This is a genomic window from Streptomyces tagetis, from assembly GCF_018069565.1.
Lineage (GTDB): Bacteria > Actinomycetota > Actinomycetes > Streptomycetales > Streptomycetaceae > Streptomyces > Streptomyces tagetis.
In genome coordinates this window covers 91,751-114,049 of record NZ_JAGPNL010000002.1, presented here as the reverse complement: position 1 = coordinate 114,049, position 22,299 = coordinate 91,751, and the positions used below count along the sequence as shown (strand labels likewise).

The 22,299-nt window shown below is 73.5% G+C and carries 21 protein-coding genes; 6 read left to right on the top strand and 15 right to left on the bottom strand.

Annotated elements, in window-relative coordinates; genetic code table 11:
• From J5Y05_RS08850 to J5Y05_RS08810, 9 genes are read right to left on the bottom strand one after another with little or no spacing between them, the layout of a single operon-like run.
• Positions 1-408 (bottom strand): aconitase X swivel domain-containing protein, encoded by a 408-nt coding sequence (locus J5Y05_RS08850; RefSeq protein ID WP_210870063.1) that lies wholly within the window; start codon positions 406-408, stop codon positions 1-3.
• On the bottom strand, positions 401-1,687 hold the full coding sequence (locus tag J5Y05_RS08845) for an aconitase X (protein ID WP_210870061.1): 1,287 nt from the start codon (positions 1,685-1,687) through the stop codon (positions 401-403). The genes J5Y05_RS08850 and J5Y05_RS08845 overlap by 8 nt, the downstream gene beginning before the upstream one ends.
• A gap of 7 nt (positions 1,688-1,694) precedes the next feature.
• Entirely contained in the window at positions 1,695-3,038 is a 1,344-nt protein-coding gene (locus J5Y05_RS08840; protein WP_210870040.1) for an FAD-dependent oxidoreductase, read from the bottom strand.
• Positions 3,035-3,835, bottom strand: a complete 801-nt coding sequence (locus J5Y05_RS08835; RefSeq protein ID WP_210870039.1) for an alpha/beta fold hydrolase — start codon at positions 3,833-3,835, stop codon at positions 3,035-3,037. Before J5Y05_RS08835 ends, J5Y05_RS08840 begins: the two co-directional genes overlap by 4 nt.
• Complete coding sequence (locus J5Y05_RS08830; RefSeq protein ID WP_210870037.1) at positions 3,832-4,632, bottom strand: ABC transporter ATP-binding protein; 801 nt, start codon at positions 4,630-4,632, stop codon at positions 3,832-3,834. The genes J5Y05_RS08835 and J5Y05_RS08830 overlap by 4 nt, the downstream gene beginning before the upstream one ends.
• A complete protein-coding gene (locus tag J5Y05_RS08825) occupies positions 4,632-5,408 on the bottom strand; it encodes an ABC transporter permease (RefSeq protein ID WP_210870035.1) in 777 nt (258 codons plus the stop codon). Before J5Y05_RS08825 ends, J5Y05_RS08830 begins: the two co-directional genes overlap by 1 nt.
• On the bottom strand, positions 5,405-6,241 hold the full coding sequence (locus J5Y05_RS08820) for an ABC transporter permease (RefSeq protein ID WP_210870033.1): 837 nt from the start codon (positions 6,239-6,241) through the stop codon (positions 5,405-5,407). Before J5Y05_RS08820 ends, J5Y05_RS08825 begins: the two co-directional genes overlap by 4 nt.
• A complete protein-coding gene (gene ilvD / locus J5Y05_RS08815) occupies positions 6,238-8,100 on the bottom strand; it encodes a dihydroxy-acid dehydratase (RefSeq protein ID WP_210870031.1) in 1,863 nt (620 codons plus the stop codon). Before ilvD ends, J5Y05_RS08820 begins: the two co-directional genes overlap by 4 nt.
• 1 nt (position 8,101) lies before the next feature.
• Positions 8,102-9,103 (bottom strand): ABC transporter substrate-binding protein, encoded by a 1,002-nt coding sequence (locus tag J5Y05_RS08810; RefSeq protein ID WP_210870029.1) that lies wholly within the window; start codon positions 9,101-9,103, stop codon positions 8,102-8,104.
• 198 nt (positions 9,104-9,301) lie between these two features.
• Between J5Y05_RS08810 and J5Y05_RS08805 the strand changes: the two genes are divergently transcribed.
• Together J5Y05_RS08805 and J5Y05_RS08800 are read left to right on the top strand one after the other, a co-directional pair.
• Complete coding sequence (locus J5Y05_RS08805; RefSeq protein ID WP_210870027.1) at positions 9,302-10,090, top strand: IclR family transcriptional regulator domain-containing protein; 789 nt, start codon at positions 9,302-9,304, stop codon at positions 10,088-10,090.
• 230 nt (positions 10,091-10,320) lie between these two features.
• A complete protein-coding gene (locus J5Y05_RS08800) occupies positions 10,321-10,740 on the top strand; it encodes a DUF5980 family protein (RefSeq protein WP_210870025.1) in 420 nt (139 codons plus the stop codon).
• Between the two features lie 102 nt (positions 10,741-10,842).
• Here J5Y05_RS08800 and J5Y05_RS08795 read toward each other — a convergent pair whose 3' ends face one another.
• Positions 10,843-11,463 (bottom strand): TetR/AcrR family transcriptional regulator, encoded by a 621-nt coding sequence (locus tag J5Y05_RS08795; protein ID WP_210870023.1) that lies wholly within the window; start codon positions 11,461-11,463, stop codon positions 10,843-10,845.
• 144 nt (positions 11,464-11,607) lie between these two features.
• Here J5Y05_RS08795 and J5Y05_RS08790 point away from each other — a divergent pair, with 144 nt between their 5' ends.
• Positions 11,608-13,884 carry a 2Fe-2S iron-sulfur cluster-binding protein gene (locus tag J5Y05_RS08790; protein ID WP_307853790.1) on the top strand — a complete coding sequence of 759 codons (2,277 nt, stop codon included), beginning with the start codon at positions 11,608-11,610 and terminating at the stop codon, positions 13,882-13,884.
• Between the two features lie 124 nt (positions 13,885-14,008).
• Here J5Y05_RS08790 and J5Y05_RS08785 read toward each other — a convergent pair whose 3' ends face one another.
• From J5Y05_RS08785 to J5Y05_RS08775, 3 genes are all read right to left on the bottom strand, one after another.
• The gene (locus J5Y05_RS08785) at positions 14,009-14,416 is read right to left on the bottom strand and encodes a hypothetical protein (RefSeq protein WP_210870022.1); all 408 of its coding nucleotides are present in this window, start codon (positions 14,414-14,416) and stop codon (positions 14,009-14,011) included.
• A gap of 60 nt (positions 14,417-14,476) precedes the next feature.
• A complete protein-coding gene (locus J5Y05_RS08780) occupies positions 14,477-14,848 on the bottom strand; it encodes a hypothetical protein (protein ID WP_210870020.1) in 372 nt (123 codons plus the stop codon).
• 159 nt (positions 14,849-15,007) lie between these two features.
• On the bottom strand, positions 15,008-15,634 hold the full coding sequence (locus tag J5Y05_RS08775) for a TetR/AcrR family transcriptional regulator (RefSeq protein WP_210870018.1): 627 nt from the start codon (positions 15,632-15,634) through the stop codon (positions 15,008-15,010).
• 140 nt (positions 15,635-15,774) lie between these two features.
• Between J5Y05_RS08775 and J5Y05_RS08770 the strand changes: the two genes are divergently transcribed.
• Entirely contained in the window at positions 15,775-16,536 is a 762-nt protein-coding gene (locus J5Y05_RS08770; RefSeq protein ID WP_210870016.1) for an SDR family NAD(P)-dependent oxidoreductase, read from the top strand.
• Between the two features lie 73 nt (positions 16,537-16,609).
• On the opposite strand, the gene J5Y05_RS08765 is transcribed toward J5Y05_RS08770, so the two are convergent.
• The gene (locus tag J5Y05_RS08765; protein ID WP_210871387.1) at positions 16,610-18,403 is read right to left on the bottom strand and encodes a flavin-containing monooxygenase; all 1,794 of its coding nucleotides are present in this window, start codon (positions 18,401-18,403) and stop codon (positions 16,610-16,612) included.
• 191 nt (positions 18,404-18,594) lie between these two features.
• On the opposite strand from J5Y05_RS08765, the gene J5Y05_RS08760 reads away from it, so the two are divergent.
• The gene (locus tag J5Y05_RS08760; RefSeq protein ID WP_210870014.1) at positions 18,595-19,620 is read left to right on the top strand and encodes an SMP-30/gluconolactonase/LRE family protein; all 1,026 of its coding nucleotides are present in this window, start codon (positions 18,595-18,597) and stop codon (positions 19,618-19,620) included.
• A gap of 169 nt (positions 19,621-19,789) precedes the next feature.
• Here the strand turns inward: J5Y05_RS08760 and J5Y05_RS08755 are convergent, their stop codons facing one another.
• A complete protein-coding gene (locus J5Y05_RS08755) occupies positions 19,790-20,383 on the bottom strand; it encodes a TetR/AcrR family transcriptional regulator (RefSeq protein ID WP_210870013.1) in 594 nt (197 codons plus the stop codon).
• Positions 20,384-20,915: 532 nt separating this feature from the next.
• On the opposite strand from J5Y05_RS08755, the gene mgtE reads away from it, so the two are divergent.
• Positions 20,916-22,283: a magnesium transporter gene (gene mgtE / locus J5Y05_RS08750; protein ID WP_210870011.1), complete on the top strand. Its 1,368-nt coding sequence runs from the start codon at positions 20,916-20,918 to the stop codon at positions 22,281-22,283.
• Positions 22,284-22,299 lie beyond the last annotated feature (16 nt).

The window sequence follows — 22,299 nt, the reverse complement described above, 5'->3', positions numbered from 1 at the left end:
TCAGCCTTCCCTTCGGATCAGTACGGTGCCGGCGGTGCCGTCCACCTCCAGCCCGTCCCCCGTGCGGATCGCCCCGGCGGTGGCCAGGCCGGTCACCGCCGGGACGCGCAGGACGGCGAGCCCGAGGGCCAGTTTGCTGTTCATGTGGCCGAACACGATGGCCAGGGGTGCCGTGCCCAGGAGTTTGGCCAGGTGGAACTGGCCCGACCAGCCGGACGAGCCCTTGGCGCCGGGCACGACGAGGACCGTACCGGCGACGCTCCGGCCGTGCTGGGGGTGGCCGTTCTCCACGATGGTGCCGGTCGCCGGGTCGATGCCGCCCCAGCCGGAGACGGGTGCCGTGCAGACCAGCGCCGGTCCGCTCGCCCGGCCGGCGACGACCCCCCGTCCCCGCAGCAGCTCAGGCATCGGGCCACCGCCCGTCGAGTGCGGCGGTGACACAGGTCCGCACGGAACCGAACCAGCCCTGGACGCCCATGATCGCGGGCAGGTAGTGGGCCTGCTTGGCGGAGTCGGTGGCGAAGACGCGGGTGCCCGGGGGCAGGAACTGCCCGATCGCGGGGCAGGTGTCGGACAGGACGCGGGCGCCGGCCTTCTCGATGGCGGCGACGTAGCCGCTGCGTTCGGCGACCGTGCGCAGCGCGCGGGGGGTGAAGACCCACAGGGCGGTGGAGTCGGCGAGGCGGCGGCCCTCCAGCAGCCGGGCGACCTCGCGTACCTGCTCCAGCGACGCGTGCGGGCAGCCGATCATGACGAAGTCGACGTCGCGGTCGGTGGCCGTGCGGCAGAGCGAGGCGACGGTGGCGGCGCGTGCCCCGGCGTCGTAGACGGAGACGGCGGCGGGTTCCCGGCCGCCCAGCGCCTCCGGCACCGTCCTGGCCTCGGGGGTGACCCCGGGCAGGTGGAACATCTCGACGTCGCCGGAGGAGGCCGCGGCGGCGCCGAACTGCTTGAGCTGCACCGGGGTCGGCACCCCGGTCGCGCCGGTCAGCCCCGGCCCGGTGAGGACGGGGACGGCGTCCTGCACCTGGCGGCCCACCCAGTAGCCGAGGACGTTCCAGTCCTCGGTGGTGCGCACCGGGTGCCGGACGTCGACGAGGTGCGTGGCGCGGCGGTGCGCGTCCAGGTGGTAACCGCAGTACGGGGTGCGGCCGGTGAGCATGGAGGCGGCCGAGGACTCGCGGCCCTCGGTGTTGGTGCGGGCCCCGAGGACCGAGTTGATGTAGACGACGGCGGAGGACTCCATCCAGGCGCAGTGCTCGCCGTACCGGGGGACGTTGCCCACCTGGTAGGGCGTGCAGGTGGAGAGCAGGTCGACGCCCTTCTCGGCGAGGTAGCGCTCGCTGTCGTCCATGGCGGCGGCGTCGTCCGGGGTGATGCCCTGGAGGTCCCACCGGTCCCGGTCCCGGGGCCCGATGAGCTGGCAACTGTGGGCGCGGAACGGGGGGACGTCCACCGTGGCGTCCAGGTCGAGCGAGAAGCGGGAGAAGAGCGCGGCCGGGTCGGTGGTGCCCAGGACGCGGGCGTGGCGCGGTCCGAAGATGTTGGCGCCGCACACGTTGTCGGTGTCGACGAGCCGTTCGGCGCCCATCAGGTCGCCGTAGCGTACGAGCAGGTCGAGGGCGGCGGCGACGGCGGGGCCGTGGTCGCCGGCCAGCATGCGTTCGTCGGCGGGGCTCAGTTGCATGTCGTCCTCACAGCGTCAGACACGCTCCTTCCGCTTCGAGTTCGGCGCGCAGGGCCGTGACGTCGACGTCGGCGGCGCTCACGCGGTCCTTGAGGGCGAGGTGGGCGGCGGTGCCGGCGGCCTGGCCCATGGCGAAGCAGGGGCCGGCGACCCGGGCGGCGGACTGGCCGTCGTGGGTCATCGAGGCGCACCGTCCGGCGACGAGCAGGTTCCCGGGGCCTTCGGAGGGGACGAGCATGCGGTAGGGCAGTTGGTTGTAGCCGACCGGGTCGTCGCCGTAGGGCCAGCGGATGTCGAGGTCTCCGTCGACGTGGGCCTCCACGGGCCAGCCGTTGAGGCCGATGGAGTCCTCGAAGCGGGCGCAGGAGCGGACGTCCTCCTCGGTGAGCAGGTACCGCCCGATCAGGCGGCGGGTCTCCCGGATGCCGATCTCGGGGCCGATGTCGACGATGTAGGCGCCTTCGAAGCCGGGGAGGTTCTCCCGGATGAAGCCGAAGACCTCCTGGGCCTGGGCGCGGCCCTGGACCTCTCCGTGGGTGAGCTGCCAGACGTCGGTGCCGTCCACGGCGCTGCCGTCCGGGTTGCGCAGTTGGGTGGCGTTGGCCCGCCACTCGATGGCGTCGCGCTGGGGGCGGACGATGGCGCCGCGGCGGGGGAAGCGGGGCCTGCCCGCGGCGACGGCCTCGTCCATGAGGCGGGGCAGGATCTTCCAGGCGGGCCCGGCGCGCTCGTCGTCCACGGCGTTGATGCGGAACATGGTGGACGGGTAGAGCATGGTGCCGTGCGGGTCGGCCTTCTCGTGGGCGGTGCCGGTCCAGGCGAGGAGGTCGCCGTCGCCGGAGCAGTCGATGACCATCCCGGCGCGCAGGACGCCGCGGCCGGACTTGGACTCGACGACGATCCCGTCCACGGTGGTCTCGCCGGTGACGGCGCCGACCGCGAAGGCGTGGTAGAGGAGTTGGGCCCCGGAGGAGAGCACCTGGTCGTCGGCGGCGCTGCGGTAGGCGGGGATGTCGTACGCCTGGGCCTGGATGCGGTCGCCGAAGGAGAGGTGGGGGGCGCGCAGTCCGCCGAGCCGGTCGATGCGTTCGAGCAGTTCGGTGGCGTGGCCGCGCACGGTCAGGACGTGTTCGCCGTGGACGTTGGAGTACATGCCGCAGAAGGTGGAGAGTCCGCCGCCGGTCCCGGCGCCGCCGAGGTAGCCGCTCTTCTCCACGAGCAGGGTGGTGCGTCCGGCGCGGGCGGCGGCGGTGGCGGCGGCGAGTCCGGCGGGGCCGCCGCCGAGGACGACGACCTCCCATTCGCCCAGCACCGGGGTCCTGCGGGTGGGTTCGGTGACGTAGGCGGTCACGTGACGTCCTCTCGGTGGGTCGGCCCGGTGGCTGCCGGGTCCTGGTCCGGCCCGGTCCAGTGCTCGGTGAGCAGGGTGTGCAGCCGGTCGGGGATTTCCTGGGTGAGCAGGTGTCCGGCGCCGGGCAGGGCGAGGTGGCGGGCGCCGGGCACGCGGGCGGCGATGGTGTGGGCGTGGTGGGCGGGGACGACGGCGTCGGCCAGGCCGTTGACGGCGAGGACGGGGCAGCGGACGTCGGCGAGCCGTTCGCGCAGGTCGATGCCGGCGATGGCCTCGCAGCAGGCGGCGTACCCCTCGGGGTCGAGCCGTCCGACGCCGGCGACGGTCTCCGTCATCAGCGCGGTGGGCGCGGCGGCGGCCTCGGGCGCGTACCAGCGGCCGAGCAGGCCGCCGGTGGCGACGGTCATGCCCTGGGCGCGGACGGCGGCGGCGCGGTCGCGCCAGAACTCCGGGTCGTCGGCGACGACGGGCGAGTTGACGGTGACGAGGCTGCGCACCCGGTCGGGGTGGCCGGCGGCCAGCGCGAGTCCGACGGTGCCGCCGAGGCTGACGCCGACGACGTGGGCGGAGTCGATGCCCAGGGTGTCGAGCAGGGCCAGGGCGTCGTCGACGAGGCCGGCGAGCCGGTACGGTCCGGGCGGCGCCGGGGAGTCGCCGTGGCCTCGGTGGTCGTAGGCGATCACGCGGTACTCGTCGCGCAGGCGTTCGCGCTGGGGTGCCCACATCGCCGCGGTGGTGCCGAGCGAGGCGGAGAGCAGGACGGGGGTGCCGGAGCCTTCGTCCGTGTGGGCGCTCATGCGGCGGCTCCCGTGCCGCGGCGGCCGGCCTTGGCGTCCTGGATGCCGCGGTGGACCCGGGCGCGCAGGGCCGCGAACTCGGGGGTGGAGCGGCTGGTGACCTGGTCGCGGTCGGCGGGCAGGCCGATGCGTACGTCGTCGAGGACGTGGGTGGGCGAGGCCGACAGGACGAGGACGCGTTCGCCGAGGTAGACGGCCTCGTCGATGTCGTGGGTGACGAAGAGGGTGGTGATGCCGAGGGACCGCCACAGGGAGCGTACGAGGTCTTCGAGGTCGGCGCGGGTCTGCGCGTCGACGGCGGCGAACGGCTCGTCCATGAGCAGCACCTGCGGTTCGTACGCGATGGCGCGGGCGATGGCGACGCGCTGCTGCATGCCGCCGGAGAGCTGCCACGAGTAGGAGTCGCCGGCGTCGGCGAGGCCGACGGCCGCGAGGGACTCGGTGACCAGCTTCTCGCGCCGGTCCCGGGGCAGTTTCTTCTGGCGCAGCGGCAGGTCGATGTTCTGCCGCACGGTCTTCCAGGGGAAGAGGCTGCGCCCGTACTCCTGGAAGACGACGGCCATGCCGGGCGGGGGCCCGGTGACGGGGGTGCCGTCGATCCGGACCTCGCCCGCGGTGGGGGCGAGGAGTCCGGCGAGGCATTTGAGCAGGGTGGTCTTGCCCGCGCCGGACGGGCCGACGATGCAGGCGAACTCGCCCCGGGCGACGGCGAAGGTGATGTCGCCGATCGCCTCGACGCGGCGGCCGGTGGACTCGTACACCTTGTTGAGGCCCTTGACGGTGACCATCTCGGTCATCAGCCGTTCCTCCTCTGCGACTCGCGCAGGCCCAGGTACCAGCGCAGGGCCCGCTTCTCGACGACGGTGAACAACGCGGACAGGACGAACCCGATGAGGCCGAGCAGGATGATGCCGCTCCACATCTGGGGGATCGCGAAGGTCCGCTGGAACTGCACGATGCTGAAGCCGAGTCCGTTGGTCGCGGCGAACATCTCGCCGATGACCATGAGGATCAGCCCGATGGACAGGGACTGCCGCAGTCCGGCCGCGATCTGCGGGGCGGCGGCGGGGAGCACCAGATGGCGCAGCCGGGCGGTGCCGTGGACGCCGTAGACGCGGCAGGTGTCGACCATGACCTCGTCGGCGGCGCGGACGCCCTCGACGGTGTTCAGCAGGACCGGCCAGACGCAGCCGGAGACGATGACCAGCGTCTTGGAGCCGTCGCCGATGCCGGCGACGATGGCGATGACCGGGACGAGCACGGTGGGCGGCACGGCCCGGACGAACTCCAGGACCGGTTCGGCGCCGCGGCGCAGCGCGTCGGTGAGGCCGAGGGCGACGCCCAGGGCCACGCCGAGCACGGCGGAGACGGTGAACCCGGCGAGGAGCCGGAGCATGCTGGGGACGACGTCGGCGGTGAACCGGCTGGAGAGCCAGAGGCGGCCGAACTGGTCGAGGATCTCCGGCAGCGGCGGGAAGTAGTAGCTGGTGCTGCCGGCGCTGGTCACCCACCACAGGGCGACGAGCGCGGCGGGCAGGCCGAGGGCGAGCAGGGTGCGGCGCAGGAGGCTCATCGGGCGTTCTCCGATCGCCGGACGGAGGGGTGCCAGCCGAGCGCGGCCCGCTCCGCGTACCGGAAGCCGACGTTGACCAGCGTCCCGAGGAGGCCGGTGAGCAGGACGAGGGCGAACATCCGGGTGGTGGCGCCGCTGCTCTGCGCCACGGAGATGAGCTGCCCGATGCCGGGGGTGCCGATGACGAGTTCGCCGGTGATGGCGAGGACGAGGGCGACCGAGGCGGCGAGTCTGATCCCGGTGAAGACGAAGGGCAGCGTGGTGGGCCAGACGACGTGCAGGACGCGGGCGCGGAGCCCGAAGCGGTAGGAGCGGGCGGTGTCGTAGGTGACCGGGTCGACGTCCTGGATGCCGTAGAGGACCTGGACGAGCACCTGCCAGAAGCCGGCGTAGACGATGAGGACGACGCCGGACTCGAAGTCGGTGCCGAAGATGAGGATGACCGCCGGGATGAGCGCCACCGAGGGGATGGGCCGCAGGAACTCGACGGTGGAGGCGGTGACCGCGCGGAGCACGGGCACGAGTCCGATGAGGAGTCCGGCGGCGACCCCGGCGACGACGGCGGCGGTGAGGCCGATGGCCCAGGTGCGCAGGGTGCGGCCGAGGGCCTGCCACAGGGTGGCCTCGCCGGCCTCGCTGACGAGTTCGGCGACGACGGAACTGAGCGGTGGCAGCACGCCGTCGGCGATCACGCCGGTGCGCGGGACGATCTCGGCGATCAGCGCGGCGACGGCGATCCCGACGAAGGGGGCGACGCGCGGCCGGCGCCCGCGCGGGCGCGGGGTGGTGACGGGCGGTGCCTGGCCCGGCGGGGCGGTGTCGAGTGCGGTCATCTGGCGCCTCCGGGGGTGGGGGCGGGGGTCCGCCCGGGGGCGGGGTCGGGGTCGGGGGTGGGCCCGGCGGCCGGATCGGGGGTCCGTCCGGCGGCGGGGTCGGGGTCGGGGGTGCGGTCGAGGCTCGGCCCGGCGGCCGGGTCGGGGTCGGGGGTGCGCCCGGCAGGGGTCCCGCATGCGGTGCCGCACTCCGGGCGGGCCAGGACGGCGCCGCAGGCGGGGCTGGTGACGGTCCGGTCGTACGCGGCGAGCCAGCCCGGCGTCCGGACGGTCTCCGCCGGGGCGGTCTCGCGGCCGGCGAGGACGTCCGGGTCGACCTCCAGGTCGACGGTGCGGGTGGTGAGGTCGATGGTGATGACGTCACCGTCCCTGACCCGGCCGAGCGGGCCGCCGACGGCGGCCTCGGGCGCGACCTCGCCGACCACGATGCCCTTGTTGACCAGGCCGGAGAGCTGGCCGTCGGTGACCACGGCGACCTTCTCGCCGAGGCCGGCGCCGTCGAGGGCGAACACGAACGCGGAGGCCATGGCCATGCCGGGTCCGCCGTGCAGTCCCATCCCGCGCAGGACGACGACCTCGCCCTCGCGCACCTCCCCGGCGGCGAGCCCCTCGACGGCGGCTTCCCGGGAGGGGTAGCAGCGGGCCGGGCCGCGGAAGCGCAGGGGGCGTTCCTCGTCGACGGGCAGTTTGACGATCGCCCCGTCCGCGGCGAGGGAGCCACGGAGGACGACGACGGACGGCCGCGTGGAGAAAGGTTCCTGCAAAGGGCGGACGTACGTCGGGTCCGGTTCCGGCGCCTCGGCGATCAGCTCGGCGAGGGGGCGGCCGGTGACGCCGACGGTGCCGGTGTCGAGCAGCGGGGCGAGGGTACGCAGGACCCCCCGGGTGCCGCCCGCGTCGTCCAGTTCCTCGATGAGGTGGGGCCCGTTGGGGCGTACGGCGGTGACAACGGGGACCCGGTCGGCCAGTTCCTCGTACGTCCGCCACACGTCCACGTCGAGTCCGGCCTCCACGGCGATGGCCTGGAGGTGCTTGACGGAGTTGATCGAACCGCCGACGGCGAGCATCACGGTGACGGCGTTGCGGATCGCGGCCGGGGTGAGCACGGTACGGGCGGTCAGCCCCTCGCGCACCATCTCCACGATGCGGCGGCCGGCCGCGTGGACGGCCTCCCACATCACCGTGCCGTTGGCCCGGGTCGGGGTGGTGCCGGGCAGGGTCATGCCGAGCGCCTCGGCGGCCATGTGCATGGTGTTGGCGGTGCCCATGCCGGCGCAGACGCCGGGGCCCCGGATGGCGCTCTCGGACATGGCGAGCAGGTCCTCGGCGGAGGTGCGACCCAGGGCGGTGTGCCCGGCGTGCAGGAAGACGTCCTCGATGTCGGGGCCGCCGTCCTCGTGCAGGGCGCTGCGCTGGTAGCCGCAGGCGACGAGCAGGGTGGGCACGTCGAGCCGGCCGCCCGCCATGATGTGGGCGGGGCCGGTCTTGTCGCAGGAGCTGAGGCAGACCATGCCGTCGAGCAGGGCACCCTCGACGACCACCTCGATGTCGTTGACGATGAGGTCGCGGGTGGGCAGGACGTACCGGCCGCCCGCGCCGGCGCTGGTGACGAAGTCGGACGGGGCGACGGTGCGTATCTCGAAGGGCAGTCCGCCCGCGTCGCGGACGGCCTGCTTGAGCACCGGCACGATGCCGTCGAGGTGGGCGAAGCAGGCGGCCAGGTCGGACGAGGAGTTGACGATGGCGATCTTCGGCCGGGCCATCTCCTCGTCGGTGATGCCCAGGGAGCGCCATTCGGCCCTGCGTACGGCCCAGCGGGAGGTGCCGGCCTCCAGATCGCTGCGGAGCCTGGTCGTCATGTCAGCCGGCCGTCCCCGACCAGACGAGGTCGTGGTAGGCGAGGGGGCGGTCGATGATGCCGTACTTGCCGGCGGCCTTCACGAACGCGTCGACGGACGCCTCCGGGATCTGCGGCGAGAACGTCGGCAGGGTGACCTTCTTGGCGACGGCCGGGTCGATCGTCATGAAGGAGGCGAGCTGCGCCCGGGTCTCGTCGGGGTGGGCGTTCGCGTAGGTCAGTGAGGCGTCGATGGCGGCCTTGAGCCGGGTGAACAGCCCGGGGTTCTTCTTGAGCTGGTCCTCGGAGGTGAAGTAGACCGAGGTGGTCAGGCTGCCGTCGGACATCTCCAGGTAGGGCGAGGCGATGACCCGGGTGCCGTTCTGGGCGGCGATGGTGTCGAACGGCTCGGCGGTGACCATGGCGTCGATGTCGCCCTTCTTCAGCGCGGTGACCGCGTCGGGGAAGGGGAGTTCGACGAACTTGACCTTGTCGGGGTTGCCGCGGGCCGCGGTGACGGCGACCTCGCCGAGCATCTGGAGCAGGTTGTTCAGGGTGTTGACGCTGACCTTCCTGCCTTCGAGGTCGGCGGCGGTCCTGATGGGGCTGTCCTCGCGGACGCGGATCATCGTGACGTCCTTGCCGTCCACGCCGGTCGAGTTGGAGCCGGCGGCGATGATCTTCAGGGGCAGGCCCTTGCTGCGGGCGGCCAGGACCGAGACGACGTTGCTGAACGCGAACTGGTACTGCCCGCTGACCACCGGCGGCACCAGCGCGGCGCCGCCCTGGCCGGTCTTGATGTCCAGCTTGAGGCCATGGTCGGAGAAGAGGCCCTGCTGCTGTCCCAGGTAGAGCGCGGCGACGTCGATGACCGGGATGAACCCGGCCTGCACGGTCACCGGCTTCTTCGACGAGGGGGAGCCCCCGCCGGCCGTGGAACCGCCGCTGCCGCACGCGCTGAGGGAGAGCGCCAGTCCTGCTGCTCCGGCGAGTGCTGTTCTTCTTCGCATGATCGGGGACTTCACCGTTCCTCCAGGGAAGGGGGACCCGCGTCGACGGGCCCGACGTGCGTTGGAGAGGACCATACACATCTGAACAGTCGTGCGCCAGACGAACGCACACCTGTGCGCTATGCGTACACTCTCCATGTCCGCAGGCCCCGACCGGTCCCGCGGATATGGGAAAGTGATGCAGCGCAACACCGCCGGAACAGGAGATGCGGCATGACACAGCCCCAAGACGGTCCAGGTGACGCGGACTTCGTCCAGTCGCTGGCGCGCGGACTTGAGGTGATCAAGGTCTTCGACGCCGAGCACCCCTACCGTTCGCTCAGCGACGTGGCCAAGGCCGCCGACCTGTCCCGCGCGGCGGCCCGGCGCTCCCTGCTGACCCTGCACCGGCTCGGTTACGTACGCGTCGAGGGCAGCCGCTTCGGCCTCACACCCAAGACCCTCGAACTGGGCCACGCCTATCTGCGGGCCCTGTCCACCCCGCAGATCGCGGAGCCCCATCTGACGGACCTGATGCGCGACGTGCGCGAGACGACCGCGCTCTCGGTGCTCGACGGCGACGACGTCGTGCACGTCGCCCGGGTGCCGGTGCGGGGGATGATCACCGTCTCCATCCCCGTCGGCTCCCGCTTCCCCGCGTACGCCACGGCCATGGGCCGGGTCCTGCTCGCGGGCCTGGACGAGGACGCCTTCGGGACCTACCTGGAGCGCGTCGACCTCCAGCCCCTCACCGACCACACCGTCCGCGACACCGAACAGCTCCGGGCGATCATCACCGCGGCCCGGGAGGAGGGCTACTGCGTCGCCGACCAGGAGCTGAACCAGAGCCTGCGCGCGGTCGCCGTCCCCGTGCGCGACCGCTCCGACGTCCCCATCGCCGCCGCCAACATCGCCGCCAGCACGGGCACCCGCACCCTCGACGAACTGCGCGCCATGGTGCCCCGCCTCCGGCAGTGCGCCGGCGGCATCGAGACCGACCTCCGGCTGGTCTCCGGCCCCTGACCACGCCGCCCGCCACCCCGCCCGCGCGGTGCCGCGCGGCGGGGGCGTCCCCGTCGGCGAGGGGCTCCCGGGGCGGCGGACGGGCGCATTCAGGACACGGTCATTGAAAGTGCAACTACCCCTTGTTCCGTGGCCGTTGGGCGAGTGAGACTCGGTGATGGCCGTCGTCCGGCCGTGCCGGCCGACGGACGCCTTCGCGCTGCCCCGGCGCGTCAGATCAGGAGGTATCGATGCGAACCAGCAACCGTGCGGCCGGATTACTCGTGGGTCTGACCTCGGCACTCACCTTGACCCTGGCCAACGCCGCACCGTCCGCGGCCTCGACGGCGACGTGGACGCTGGAGGCACAGGGCCAGCGGATCTGCGTCAGCCCGCAGTACGGCCACCCCAACACCTACGCCCTGGCCCCGGTCTCCGGGACCTGGTCGGCCCCGATCACGACCGGGGTCCGGAACCTGCCGCCCGGCTCGTCCAGCGTGGGCGGCACCACCATTCCCCCGGGCACCAACGACCCCCACCACGTCAACGGCTTCGTCGGGCTCTCGATCGCGCCCGCCCCTGCCGGTGAGTACACCGCGGAGATCTGGGCCACCGACGGCACGGTCACCCAGACCGACTCCCTGCTGATCGTCTTCCGCGCCGGGTGCTGAGGCCCTGACGCCCGCTCCCCTGGCAGGCACCCCAACGCGTCGCCCGCGCCCGGCCGTTGTCCGGCGGCCAGGCGGCGGGTGGGCGGGGTGTCGCGCCGCGGATCACCGGTCCCCGCGCAGATAGCGCGTGACCATGTCCACCAGTTCCCCCTCGAAGATCTCCACCGGGACGGCCCGCGGGTCGGCCATGAGCTTGTGCGTGTTCGTCTCCACGGTGAACACGATCAGTTCGGCGGCGGTGCCGAGGTCCCGTACGCGGACGTCCGGGTGCCGGGCCAGGAGGTCCCGTACCTGGGCGACGCGCTTTCGCCCGTGCCGGTCGATGGTGTCGAGCAACTCCTGTGAGAGCGGCGCCGCCTCCATCATGATCCGGAGCAACTGGGGGTCGTCGCGGTGGTTGTCGACGGCGTCGCGGACCAGCGCCCGCACCATCGCCTCCAGGCTCCCCGGGGACAGGTCGAGCCGGTCGGCCTGCGTCCACATGCCGCGGTCGATGTGCCGCACCGCCAGCTCGGCGAGGATCGCGTCCTTGTTCGGGAAGTACTGGTACAGCGAGCCGATCGAGACACGGGCCCGCTCGGCGATGCGGTTCGTGGTGCCGGCGGCGTACCCGTACTCGGCGAAAACGTGAGCCGCGGCGGTGAGGATGCGCTCGCGGGTCAGCTCGGCGCGCACCTGCCGAGGCTTGCGACGTGGCTGAAGACGGCGTTCGGCCGACGGCATCCGGAGGTCCCTCCCAGGCGCGGAAAGCGAGTAGCGAAGAGCTGAGTCATTGCTCAGAATAATGGCATGACCTGCGGAAACGGGGCCATGCCCGAGGTGGGTCGCGGGCCGGTCCGGTCCGCCCCCTGCCGAGAGGACTCCCCCGTGCGGCAAGCACCCCCGTCCGGCGCCCCGCGCCGGCTGACGACGGCCGGCGAGGTCGAGACGGTCATCGGCCGCCCGGCCCCGGTCATCATGATGAAGCAGGTCAGCGCCCTCGACGAGGGCTGCCGGACCGTCCTCGCCCTGTCTCCGGTCGCGGCCTTCGGCTACCGGGACGCCGAGGGCACCGGCAGGACCACCTTCCTCGGCGGCACACCGGGGTTCGCCCGCGTCCACTCGCCCACGCGGATCTCCTTCTCGCTGCCCGAGCCCGGCGAACCCCACGGTCCGGTCTCCCTCTTCTTCCTGCTGCCGGGCGTCGGGGAGGTCCTGCGCGTCAACGGCTCGGTGGCCGCGCGCCGGGGCGCCGAGACGGCGATCGACATCGGCGAGGCGTACGTGCACTGCGCCCAGGCCGTCCTCCGGTCCCGCCTGTGGCAGCCGCCCGCCCCGTCCGGGCTCGCCACGGGGGTCACGCCGGAGGGGATCACGCCGGAGGGGATCACGCCGGAGGGGAGCGGCGGCGCGGCGGACCGGACCGCCGGGGACGGCCCCCTGTACCGGCCGGGTGTCGCCGGGTTCCTGGCGGCGGCACCGTTCCTCGCGCTGTCCACGTGGGACTCCTCCGGGAGCGGCGACACGAGTCCGCGCGGGGACCGGCAGGCGGCGGCGCGAATCCTGGACGGCCGCACGCTCGTCATCCCGGACCGGAAGGGCAACAAGCGCGCCGACACGCTGCACAACCTGCTGGAGGACGACCGGCTCTCGTTCGCCGCGCTGGTCCCGGGGCGCAGCGGCGTGCTGCACGTCCGCGGGCGTGGCGCGATCACCGACGATCCGGACCTGCTGGCGCCGATGGCACTGCGCGGGATGCCCCCGCACCTGGCGCTGCTCGTCGACGTCGAGGACGCCGAGGTGATGGGCAGTCAGGCCGTGGCGCGCTCGCGGATGTGGGCCCCCGGCGCCCACCTCGACCGCGCCACGGCACCGGACCTGATGGCGATCGCGGGCGGTCACCTCACCGCCAACTCGGCGCAGAGCAAGGGTGGTTTGCCCACCGTGCTGCTCAAGGCCCTCGGGGCGGCCCCAGGGGTGACGCGGCTGATGCGGCTGGTGATGAACCGCGCCTACCGTTCCGGGCTGCGGAAGGAGGGGTACGACGACCTCGGACCCGGGTACGAGGACGTCGGACCCGGGTACGAGGACGTCGGACCCCGTACGGGCGGCCGGCGCCGACGCCCTGCCGACGGGGGCGCGGCGCGGGACCCGCTGCGGGAGGTGCGGGTGGCCGAGGTGCGCAGGGAGACGCCCAGCGCTCTCACCCTCGTCCTGGAGGACGCCGGGAGGAATCCGGGGCCCTTCGACTTCCGGCCCGGACAGTTCTTCACGCTCGTCGCGGATGTCGGGGGCCGTACGCTGCGGCGGGCGTACTCGGCGTCGTCGGTGCCCGGGGCGGCCCGGCTGGAGGTGACCGTCAAGCACGTCGAGGGCGGCCAATTCTCCACCCACGTCCACCGCGGCCTGCGCGCCGGGGACCGGCTGGCGGTGCGCGGTCCGTCGGGGTCGTTCCACGCCGGGGCGGGGGCCGCGGAGGAGGTCGTGCTCGTGGCGGCGGGCAGTGGCGTGACGCCGATGATGAGCATGATCCGCACGCGGCTCGCCGCCCGGCCGGACGGCGACCGGATCTCCCTGCTCTACAGCAGCCGCGATGCCGACGAGATCATCTTCGGCGAGGAGCTGACCCGGCTGGCGAAGGAGCACCCGGGCCGGCTCTCGGTCACCCATGTGCTGACCCGGCGGGACGGACGGCTCGACGCGGACGGGATACGCCGCTGGGTCACCGGGCTCTCCCCCGCCCGGGACGCCCACTACTTCGTCTGCGGTCCCGGCCCGCTGACGGACACCGTCCAGGAGGTGCTGACCGGCCTCGGCGTCCCGGACGAGGCGGTGCACCTGGAGCGTTACACCAGCGGGGCGGACCCACGGGGCGCGACGGCCCCGCCGCGGGAGATGACCGTCGTGGAGGGCGGCGCCCCCGTCGGCACGGTGGTGGTCGAGCCCGGTCAGACGCTGCTCGACGCGGGGCTCGCCGCGGGGCTGCCGATGCCGTACTCGTGCACGGTCGGGAACTGCGGCGAGTGCGTGGTGCGGCTGCGCGGCGGAGAGGTCACGCAGAACGAGCCGAACTGCCTGACCCCGCGGCAGAAGGCCGACGGCTACGTGCTGACCTGCGTGGGCCGCCCCCGCTCGAAGGTCACCCTCGACATCGCGGACCCGTGACCGCCCATCCGGGCCTCCGTGACCTCCCATCCGGGCCTCCGTGTCCCCACACCGGGGACGCGGCCCCGCACCGCCCCCGCCCGGAGGCCCGCCGTCGCCGGCGAGGCCCCCGGTCCACCGGGCCTCAGCAGGTCGCGGAGGAGGAGATGCGGATGCCCGTGAGCGTTCCGGTGAAGGACGTGGTGTACTCCGGCGGCAGGCACACGGTCGTGCCGTTGGCGAACCGGATGTAGGCGACGTCGTCGTGCCGCGTGTTGGTGACGACGATGGGCGAGGCGCTCGTGCCGGTCGGCTTGGACGGCAGGGCCTGGAAGCCCGAGGTGACGTCCTGGAACTGACCGATGCGCACCCCGTCCTTGAACAGGCACACGTACGGGTACGGACAGGTCGCCGCCGCCTCGGCCGGGGCGGTGGCCGGCGCGGGCACGGTCGCCGGGGCGGCTGTGGCCGCCCCCATGGAGGTGGCGAGGAGTCCGGCCGCCGCCACGGCGGACCAGGCGGCTCGGGCGACGGAACGGCGTGTGGTCTTCATGTCTCCCCCTGGGTCGGTGCGGTCGGTGCGGTCGGTGCGGTCGACGGGCGGGCGGGCGGCTCAGCCACAGGTGGCGGACGAGGAGATGCGGATGCCCGTCAGGACGTAGCCGGTGATGGTGAAGGTGCTGTTCGGGGTGACGCACGCCTGCGATCCGTTGGCGTACCGGATGTACGCGACGTCGTCGTGCCGGGTGTTGATGATGTTGACGTTGCTCGGCTGGGACGGCAGCGCCTGCCAGCCCGAGGTGACGTCCTGGAAGCGGCCGATGATGGCTCCGTCGGAGATCCGCTGGATGCAGACGTACGGATAGGCGCAGGTCGCGGTGGTGGTGGCGGGTGCGGCGGAAGCGGTCGCGGTGCCCAGCGAGGCGGCGGCGCCCAGCGCGAGGGTGGCGCAGGCGGCACGGGCGAGCGTGCGCGTGGTGCTCATGGACCCCCCAGTCCTGTGGATGAGGCGTCGCCGCGGGGGCGGACGCCCGACAACGGTCGCCGTGACAGTAGCGGCGGAACCGGCACGTCAGGAGCGTCAATTCCGGTCAGGGTGTGGCGCACGGGACGGTGGTGCCCCGCCGCGGCGGGGACGCGCGGTTCAGCCCAGTCCGGCGGAGGCGACGGCGAGGGCGGTGCGCAGGGTCGCCCTCAGGTCGGCCTGGGCGGTCGCGGGGCCGGTGCCCGGTTCGGGCGGATGCCAGGCGTGGTGCTCGACGGCCGTACGGAGCGCGGCGTTGAGCATGGCGGCCCGGACGGCCGGGCGTACGTCGTCGGCGGGCAGCCCGGCCCGTTCGGCGAGGGCGCGGGCGAAGGCGGGTTCCGCCTCGTCGTGGGTCTGGAGCCAGACCGCGCGCAGTCCCGGTTCGGTACGGGTCAGCCGGAGCAGGGCGCCGACGTCCGGCACCGCCTCCTCCGGACGCGCGGCCCAGACGTGGTCGAAGGCGTCCTGGAGGGGCCGGCCCGGCCGCCACTGGCGCAGCGCGGCGACGACCGTGTCGAGGCCGGTGGAGAGCAGGGGCCGTACGCAGCTCTCCTTGGTGGGGAAGTAGCGCCACACCGTCCGCGCCGAGACGCCGGCCGCCCGTCCGATCTGCTCGCCCGTGGTCGCGGCGACGCCCTGGGCGATGAACAGACCGACCGCGGCGCGGGCGATCTCCAGCCGGATGGCGGCCTTGCGTTCCTCGGTGAGCGGGGGGCGTCCCGTCCGTCCGCGGGTCGCGGTCATCTGCCCCTCCTCCGCCGGTGGCCGTGTCCCGCGTATTGTCCACCACGACTTTATGTCACTGAGAGACAGGAATGGTTAGAGTGGCGGCGCGGTGCGACAGGAGTCCGCCGCGACGGCACCTCAGCGAGCGGAGTCCCCTCATGACCGACGGCCTGGACGGGCGCAGTGTGATCGTCACCGGAGCGGGGTCGGGCATCGGCCGCGCCGCCGCGCTCGCCTTCGCCGCGCAGGGCGACCGGGTCGTGGTGGCCGACCTCGACGCGGCGCGGGCCGAGGCCGTCGTCGAGGAGATCGGCCGGGCGGGCGGCACCGCCGTGGCCGTCACGGGCGACCTGAGCGAACAGGCCGTCGTCGACCGGGTGACGGAGACGGCGGTGGAGCGGTTCGGCGGGGTGGACGTCCTGGTGAACAACGCCGGGATCATGGACAGCATGTCGGCGGCGGCCGATGTGGGCGACGCCGAGTGGGAGCGGGTGATCCGGGTCAACCTGACCGCGCCCTTCCTGCTCACCCGGGCCGTCCTGCCGCACATGCTGGAGGCGGGCCGGGGCGCCGTCGTGAACACCGCCTCCGAGGCCGCCCTGCGCGGCAGCGCCGCGGGTGCCGCGTACACGGCCTCGAAGCACGGTGTGGTGGGGCTGACCAAGTCGCTGGCGGTGATGTACCGCAAGCAGGGCATACGGGCCAACGCCATCTGTCCGGGCGGCACCGCGACCGGGATCACGGTGGACGCCGACCGGTCGGCCCACGGGCCGTCGGCGCTCGCCCCGCACTTCGTCAACCTGGGCCGGGTGGCGCGGCCGGAGGAGCAGGCCGCGGCGATCGTCTTCCTCGCCTCGGAGGCCGCGAGCGGTGTCAACGGGGCGATCCTGCCCGTCGACGACGGGTGGTCGGCGGTCTGAACCCGCCCCCGGGAGAGGGAAGCCGGCGCCACCGCGGTCCCGCTCGCGGTGGCGCCGGCAGGGGGTGCGGCGCTCAGGGCCGCGCGGCGGTCCGGGGCCGTAGTGCCTCGTGCAGGGAGTCCTCGCGCCACCGCCGCAGGAGTTCGTGGAAGGCGAAGGCGCCGTGGGGGTAGGCGGTCGGGCCGTTGGGCCGGCCGCGCCCCTCGCCGTTGTAGTAGCCGGGGGTGCAGTCGGCGTGGAACCACTCGTGGTCGGGGGCGGCCCCGGCCAGGAGGGCGTTCCACGCGTCCTCGGCCTCGCGGGACGGTTCGATGACCGCGCCCTCGGCCTCGGCGGCGGCCACCAGGGCGGCGGCGTGGACGGCGTGTTCGTCCAGGACGTGGGTGAAGTTGACGCTGGCGGCGCTCTGCGGGGCGCCCAACTGGATGAGGTTCGGGAAGCCGTGGCTGGTGAAGCCGTGCAGGGTCCGCATCCCGCGCTCCGCCCACGCCTGCGGCAGCCGCAGACCGTCCCGTCCCCGGACGGGGAGGCTGCCGGTGTGGAGGCCGGAGGCGCCGACGGAGAACCCGGTGGCGAAGATCAGGCAGTCCAGGGCGTATTCGGTGTCGCCGACCACGACGCCGCGGGCGGTCATGCGCTCGATGCCGTGGGTGTCCGCGGTGTCGACCAGGGTGACGTTGTCCCGGTTGAACGCCTGGAGGTACGTGTCGGAGAAGGTGGGCCGCTTGCAGGCGTACCGGTACCAGGGCTTGAGCTTCTCCGCCGTCGCCGGATCGGTGACGGTCCGCTCGACGCGGGCCCGGATCTCGTTCATCCGGGCGGCGTCCGCGGCCTCGTAGGCGGCTTCGAAGGCGGCCGGGTCGCCCTCCCGGCGGAAGCTCGGCAGCAGTTTCTCCAGCAGGGCGGCGGACGCCGTCCACCCGTCCGCCACCCGGTCCTCCCCGGACGGTTCCCCGGAGACGATGCGCAGAAAGTTGTCGCGGCGTTCGCGTGCCCAGCCGTGGTGGTCGGCGCCGACGTCCCCGGCGGTGGTGGGGCGGTTGGCGCGCACGTCCACGCTGGAGGGGGTGCGCTGGAAGACGTAGAGGTGGCCGGCGTCCTCGGCGAGCATCGGGATGACCTGGACGCCGGTGGCGCCGGTGCCGACCACGCCGACGCGCTGGTCCGCGAGGCCGCTCAGGCCGCCCTTCGGGGAGCCCTTGGTGTAGGCGTAGTCCCAGCGCGAGGTGTGGAAGGTGCGGCCCTCGAACTCCTCGATGCCCGGGATGCCGGGGAGCTTCAGGTCGGTCAGGGTGCCGGTGGCCGTGATGACGTACGTGGCCCGGAACTCGTCCCCCCGGTCGGTCGTGACGAGCCACGTCCCGGACGGTTCGTCCCAGGTCAGGGAGGTGACCGCGGTGGAGAACAGGGCGTCCGCGTAGAGGTCGGACTTCTCCGCGATCCGCACCGCGTGGCGGCGGATCTCCTCGCCGGGGGCGTACTTCCACTCGGGCACGTACCCGGTCTCGTCGAGCATCGGCAGGTACACGTGCGACTCGATGTCGCAGTGGATGCCGGGGTACCGGTTCCAGTACCAGGTGCCGCCGAAGTCGCCGCCCCTCTCGACGATACGGACCCGGCCGACGCCCTGGGCGCGCAGCCGGGCGCCCGCGAGGATGCCGCCGAATCCGCCGCCGACGACGGCGACGTCCACCGTGTCCTTCAGCGGCTCGCGCGGGGCCGGCGCCGCCGCGTGGGGGTCGGCGGCGTAGGAGCCGAAGGCGGCGTCGGCGCCGACGTACTGGCGGGGGCCGTCGGCGCGTACCCGGCGCTCCCGTTCGAGGCGGTAGCGCCGCCTCAGCCGGTCGAGTTCGTCCGGGGACACCATCTGCGAAGACGTCACGTGGGGGGACCTCAATCCTTCCGGTTCGCTGCCGTATGACCGCTCGCTCGCCATGAACTGACCTGTGCAGCACGGGACTTGGGCGGTCATGCACTACCGTAGCAACAACCGGACAGTGCTGTCCGGTTGGAGCGGGGACGGCTCCCGCACACCTCGGACAGGAAGAGTGACCCCCCATGCGACGACTCACGGTCCGGTCCCTCGCCGGGCTCGCCACGATCGGCCTGCTGACCCTCACCGGGTGCGGCACCGAGGCGGACCACTCCGCCGCCGGCGCGGCGGCCGGCCCCGGCGCGGGCCGGATCATCCGCGCCCAGCAGTTCATGCGGCTGACGGACGTCCACGAGGCGACCGGGATGACCCTGCTGGAGGGGCCGGTCTTCGACGCGGACGGCGCCCTGCACGTCGTCGACGTCACCGCGCCGCCCGGCGCACCGAAGGTCCTCCGCGTCGACGTGCGGCGAAAGACCGCGAAGGGCGTCCACACCGACGACCGCGGCGCCTACACCTCGGCCCAGTTCAGCCCGTACGACGGGCGCCTCTACCTGACCGACTTCTCCCACGGCGAGATCGTGAGCCTCGCGCCCGACGGGAGCGATCCGCGGACCTTCTTCTCCGGCGAGGTCGACGGAGCGCGGATGAACCCGGACGACCTGGCCTTCGACCGGGACGGCCACCTCTACGTCAGCGACTCGCGCGGCATGTCCACCGGCGAGGCGACGGGCCGCGTGGTCCGCGTCGACCGCGACGGCCGGAACGCCAGCGTCCTGGCGGACGGGCTGGCCTCGCCGAACGGCATCTCGTTCGACGCGGAGTACCGGGGGCTGTGGTTCAGTGAACTCACCGAGAACCGCGTCTCCTACCTCCGCCTCGGCGGCCCGGCCGGCATCGCTCCCCGGCACACCGCCATCCGGGTCGACGGCGGCCTCGCCCAGACCGACTCGATCGCCGTCGACGCGGACGGCAACCTCTACCAGGGGCTCCACGGCCGCCCCGCGATGGCGGTGTACGACAAGCACGGCGAGCGCCTGGCCACCGTGGAGGTGCCGGCCCGCGCCGCCGAGGGACTGGAGTCGGCGACCAACGTGGCCATCGTGCCCGGCGGGACCCGGGCCTACATGACCGTCAGCGGGCCCGCCGGGGGCTACCTGTTCACCTTCGACGCCCTGGGCAAGGGCACCCGGCAGTCCAACGGCGGCTGAGCGCGGTGCGCGGTGCGCGGTGCGCGCGCCTGAGCCCGGTGACCGTCCGCGCGGTGGACCACCGTCACCGGTCCGCGCGGCCGGGCGCCGCCACCGACGCCGGTGGTCGGCCGCCGTCACCGGCCCCTGCGGCTGGGCGTCGTCACCGGGCCACGGCGGCCGGCCGCCGTCACTCCTCGTGGGGCCGTACCGCGCCCACCTCGACCCCGAGCAGCGCCCACGCCGTCAGCGCCCGGCGCTCCCGCTGCTCGCGGGTGGGGCCGGTGACGGCGCCGGAGACCATGGCGACGGCGAGCCGGAGTCCCTCGTCGACCCCGGCGAGCCGGTGACCGTCCGGCAGATGGCGCCGCAGGGAGCGCTCGACCCGCTCGGACAATTCCTGGGCGTACGCGGGCACGGCGGCGCGGCTGTCCGCGCCGTCGGCGTGGAGGAGGCCGATGAACGCCGTTGACCGGGTCAGATGCCAGGTCAGGACGCCGAGCACCCCGGCGAGATCGGCGTCCGGCTCCGCCGCCGCCCGCTCGATCTGCCGGACGTTCTCCTCCAGGACGGCGGTCGCCACGGCGGCCCGGTCGGGGAAGTGCCGGTAGAGGACGCCCTGGCCGACGCCGGCCCGGCGCGCGATCGCGGAGAGCGGAGCGCCGAGACCGTCCTCCGCGTAGATCTCGCGGGCGGCGGCGACGAGTGCGGCCCGGTTGCGGGCGGCTGCCTTGCGCCCCTCGTTCGCGGGCCGCCGCTCATCGGATGGGGGCTGCTGCTTCACGCGGTGAGGGTACCGGGCCGCCGCTCCGGGGGCGGTCGTGGTCCGGCGCTGGGTTATGGTGGGCGGATTGATTGGTTGCCTGATTGCGCAATCAGATCATCTTGTCGGACGCGCCCACCGCGGGGGCCGCCGTTCGCCGCGGACGCCGGCCGACGACTTCACGGGACCCGGTGACGGCGTGCGGGGGCGAGTGCCGTAGCAATGGGGGGAGACCCCACGACGGTACGCGATCCGGAAGGGACCATGAGATGTGCTGGAAGCCGGCTCCGGAGCCCGGCCGTACCGGTGGCCGCGGAGGCCGCCGGACGAGTCCGCACCGACGCGGTCCGGGGGCGTGCCGCCCCTTCGGCCGATGTACCGGCGGTGCCGCGCCCGGACGAGGGAGGTGTCACCGAGATGCTGGGTGAACCTCCCAGTCCGCATACCGCGTAGGAGCCCCCGGCCGTCGCCACGGGAGCGGCGGCGCCGATGGCTCCTCGCGTCGTCTCGTTGATGTCCCTGGTCAACCCCCTGCTGTATTGAGGACGCTGTCATGCCGCAAGCACCCCTGCCCTCCGGCTCGGACGCGGAGCCGACCGAGCCGTTGCGGACCATCGTCAAGGACCAGCGGCTGGACGCCGCCCAGGCGTGGCTGGAGAGGTATCCGCCCCATGTGATCGCCGACGAACTGGCGCGCATGGACGCGGTCGACGCCGGGGTGGCCTTCCGGCTGCTCCACAAGGACCGGGCGCTCGACGTGTTCGAGGAGCTGAAACCGGTCAATCAGCAGCAGATCCTCGAAGGGCTGCGGGACCGTTCCTTCCTGGACCTCGTCGAGGGCATGGAGCCCGACAACCGGGCCCGGATGCTGAAGGAGGCCCCCGCGAAGGTCGTCAAGCGGGTGCTGGCCGGACTGAGCCCGAACGAGCGGCGGATGACCTCCGCCCTGCTGGGCTACCCGGACGGCTCGGTGGGCCGCTTCATGACGCCGGAGACCGTGGCACTGGCGCAGGACCTGACCGTCGAACAGGCCCTGCGGACGGTACGGCGCAAAGGCGCCGACGCCGAGACGGTGTACACGCTGCCCGTGGTGGACTCCGGCCGCAGGCTCACCGGCATCGTGGAACTGCGGGAGCTGGTCCTCAACGAGCTGGACACGCCGGTCTCCGACCTCGTCGTCACCGAGCCCGCCTACGCGTGGGCCACCGACTCCGCCGAGGCGGCGGCCCGCCTGATGCGGGAGACCAACGACCTGAACCTGCCGGTCGTCGACAGCGAGGGCCGGCTCGTCGGGCTGTTCACCATCGACGACGCCGTGGAGGTCATCGAGGCCGCCGACACCGAGGACGTCGCCCGCCAGGCCGGTGCCGCGCCGTGGGCCGGGCACTACATGGCCGCCACCGTCTGGCAGCTCGCCCGCTACCGCGCCCTGTGGCTGAGCCTGCTGCTGGTCGCGGCCACCCTCACGGTCGGGGTCACCCAGGCGTTCGAGGCCACACTGGAACAGGTCGCCGCCCTCGCCCTGTTCATCCCCATGCTCATCGGGGCGGGCGGCAACGCCGGTGCCCAGGCCGCCACCGCCTGCGTCCGCGCCCTGGCGGTCGGCGAGGTCCGCGGCTCCGACCTGCTGAAGGTGATCTGGCGCGAGTGCCGGGTGGGGCTGGTGCTGGGCGCGTTGCTGGCCGCGCTCGGCCTGGTGGTGGGCACGGTGTTCGTCAGCGCGGACATCGCCCTGGTGGTCGGGATCACGCTGGTGCTGATCTGCGGGTGGGCGGCGACCATCGGCGGCGCCATGCCCCTGCTCGCCAAACGGCTGCGGATCGACCCGGCGGTCGTCTCCGCCCCCATGGTCACCACCCTGGTGGACGCCACCGGCCTGATCATCTACTTCCTCACCGCCAAGGCCGTCCTGGGCGTCTGACACACGGCGCCCCGGG